We start from the raw sequence: 2,820 nt of genomic DNA on the forward strand, positions 1-2,820 counted from the left end.
GCCTGCGGGACAAGGTGATCACCGTGGGAGGCACGGACCCAGTCTCCCAGCCGGCGTCAGGGCGCGAGCACCGTCCCGGACTCCTGCCCGGGCGCGACGACGGCCATCCGCACCGCGTCCCAGACGCCGAAGCGCGGGTTGATCTCGATCGGCCCGCCCTCGGGCTGCGCGATCCGCTCCCCGATCGCCGCGAGCGTGCTGCGGTCGATCGAGCCCGCTGCGGGCGGGCCCTCGGCCGGGGCGTCCGTCCGGCGGTCCGTGACCCGCACGACCAGCCAGAACCCCTGCCCCGGCGAGGGCTCGAAGCTCACCACGCGCCCGGCGGGCACCCCGAACACCACGGTCGTGGCCGACTCCGGGTCCGTGGCCGCGCGATAGGTCTGGCCTGCCTGCGCGGTGCGCTGGTCGGCCAGCACCCGGTCCTCCTCGGCACCCCCGGCCGCGAGCGCGCGCGCCTTGGCGTCCGCCTCCTCCTTCGAGGTGGCGGCGGCGACGTCGACCGTCACGGCCAGCCGGTCCACGTACCTCTCGGCGAGGGCGATCGCGAGCTCGTGGTCGCTCGCCCGCTCCCGCAGCTCGGCCCCGTCGAACAGGGTCCGGTCGAGGCGCAGGCTCTGGTCCTCGGTGTTCGCCACTGCGGCGTCGACCGCGTCCTCGCTCACCGTGACGCCCGCACGTGCGGCCGCCTCCGTGAGCAGCTCGTGCGTGGCCTCCCGGCTCACGACGTACCGCGCGATGTCCGCGTCCGCGATCTGCTGGCCGGCCTGGGCGGCGATGTCCGCCCGGTGCGCGAAGGCGGCATCGATCGTGGTCTGGACACCCGCGAGCTCGACGGCACGGTCCCCGACGATCATCGCCGAGCCCACCTGGCTCGGCCCGCCACAGCCTGCGAGCACCACGGCGACCACCGCGGCACCACAACCGACCCTGGCCAGGCGTCCGATACCCACGTCGACACCCTCTCACGGACGGCGTGAAGCAGATCACCCCACCCGGACGACCACGGTGTCGCACACCTTGTCGGCGAAGGTCTGGCGCCGCTCGTCCCACAGCGGCCAGAGGTAGCCGAGGTAGAACGGGAGGCTGTCGAGGACGTGCGCGAGCTGGCGCCCCAGCGTGGGCCAGAAGCCGAGGGTGCCGCCGTCGCGGAGCCGGACCAGCCGCGTCCCGACCAGCTGCTTGCCGAGGCTCTGCCCCGTCTTCCCCTGCCGGTAGCAGGTGTTCCACAGCGCGAACGCGAAGGCCGCGACGTAGCAGACCGACGCCACGACCAGCACGACGTCGAGGCTGCCGAACAGCAGCGACAGCAGGCCGAGGGAGGCGATCACGCCGGGGACCAGGCCGTCGACGAGCGCGGCCCCGACACGGGCGCCCCAGGGCGCGTAGTCCGGCTGCGGCATCGGCGGGAACTGCGGGTAGGGCGGATGGTAGCCCTGCGGCGGGCCGTAGGGAGAGGGCTGCTGGGGGTAGGGCTGCTGCGGGTAGGGCTGCTGGGGCGGGGTGACGGTCATGGGGCACTCCGGGCGCGGGCGCCTCGATCGGGCGCGGTCATGCGGCACACGGTCGGCCGCGCGCGGTCGTTAACCGATGTCGGGCGATCACCTGACGGCCCCCTACGGCGGACCTGTCCTACCGTCGAAGGTGCCCGGTGCCTGCGGACCACCGCCCCGCAGGTGCCGGGCCCTCTACGCTGCGCAGGTGCCGAACCTCCTGGCGAACGTCGTCGTCGACAGCGCCGATCCCCACTCGCTGGCGCGCTTCTGGTCCGAGCTGCTGGAGTGGCCGGTCGCGGTGGCGGAGCCCGCCGAGGTCTGTGTGCGCTCCCCCGTCGCGCCGTACGAGCTCGACCTGGTCTTCGTGCCGGTCACCGAGGCCAAGACCGGGCAGAACCGCATCCACCTCGACCTGGCGAGCACCTCGCCCGCCGAGCAGCTCGCCCTGGTCGAACGCGCGGTGGAGCTGGGCGGACGGCCCGCGGACGTCGGGCAGGACGGGGTCCCCTGGATCGTGCTCGCCGATCCGGAGGGCAACGAGTTCTGTGTCCTCGAACCGCGGGACACCTACCGGGACACGGGACGGCTGGCGGCCATCGTCGTCGCCTCGCCGGACCCGCGGGCGGCGACGGGGTTCTGGACCGCCGCGCTCGGCCGCCCGATCGCGGAGGGTGCCGAGCCCGGGCTGCCCCACCTGGAGTTCCTCCCCGGCGACCCCAAGACACAGAAGGACCGCCTGCACGTCGACCTCGTCCCCGAGGATCAGGAGCAGTCGGTCGCCGCCCTGCTCGAGCGCGGCGCGCGCCGGGTCGACCCGGGTCGGCAGGACGTGCCCTGGGTCGTCCTGTCCGATCCCGACGGCGGGGAGTTCTGTGTGCTCGCCGCTAGAGACCTGCGAGGTCGATGAGCCCGTCCTGCAGGGCGCGCGCGACCAGCGCGGCCTTCGTGGTGGCGGGCCGCCCGGCGTCGGCGTACTTGATCCGGACCCGCGCGATGTAGGTGTCCACGGTCTTCACAGACAGGTGGAACCGCTGCGCGACGAGCTGTTTCGAGTCGCTCTCGAACCAGGCCAGCAGCACCTCGCGCTCCCGCTCGGACAGCGCGGGTCGATCCGGGCGGGGGTCCGCGGCCATCGCCCCGCCGAGCACGGGCGGGGTGTACGGCCGGTCCTCGACCGTCGCCTGGATCGCGGGGATGAGGTGCTCGTGCCCCTCCGCCTTGGTCAGGTAGGTCGCCGCGCCGAGCTCCAGGCAGCGCAGGGCGGTGTCGCTGTCCGCGTGCTGGGAGTACACGACGACCCGGCGGCCGCCGTCCGCGAGCCGCTCCA

General features: G+C 74.0%; 4 protein-coding genes. 1 reads left to right on the plus strand and 3 read right to left on the minus strand.

The window, feature by feature from the left end; all coding sequences use genetic code 11:
• Positions 1 to 56 precede the first annotated feature (56 nt).
• Both H5J29_RS27895 and H5J29_RS27900 read right to left on the minus strand, forming a co-directional pair.
• Entirely contained in the window at positions 57 to 950 is an 894-nt protein-coding gene (locus H5J29_RS27895) for a SurA N-terminal domain-containing protein (RefSeq protein WP_181783968.1), read from the minus strand.
• A 33-nt stretch (positions 951 to 983) separates the two neighbouring features.
• Complete coding sequence (locus H5J29_RS27900; protein ID WP_181783969.1) at positions 984 to 1,511, minus strand: RDD family protein; 528 nt, start codon at positions 1,509 to 1,511, stop codon at positions 984 to 986.
• 187 nt (positions 1,512 to 1,698) lie between these two features.
• Between H5J29_RS27900 and H5J29_RS27905 the strand changes: the two genes are divergently transcribed.
• Positions 1,699 to 2,400, plus strand: coding sequence for a VOC family protein (locus H5J29_RS27905; RefSeq protein WP_181783970.1), 702 nt, complete (start codon positions 1,699 to 1,701; stop codon positions 2,398 to 2,400).
• Here the strand turns inward: H5J29_RS27905 and H5J29_RS27910 are convergent.
• Positions 2,378 to 2,820, minus strand: a 443-nt coding sequence (locus tag H5J29_RS27910; protein WP_181783971.1) for a LuxR C-terminal-related transcriptional regulator, incomplete at its 5' end; no start/stop codon positions are given. The genes H5J29_RS27905 and H5J29_RS27910 overlap by 23 nt on opposite strands.

The organism is Pseudonocardia pini (assembly GCF_013870575.1).
Taxonomy (GTDB): domain Bacteria; phylum Actinomycetota; class Actinomycetes; order Mycobacteriales; family Pseudonocardiaceae; genus Pseudonocardia; species Pseudonocardia pini.

Bases quoted from the DNA above. Each gene is read 5' to 3' on its own strand.
- H5J29_RS27900 (WP_181783969.1), bottom strand. From the start codon at position 1,511: ATGACCGTCACCCCGCCCCAGCAGCCCTACCCGCAGCAGCCCTACCCC.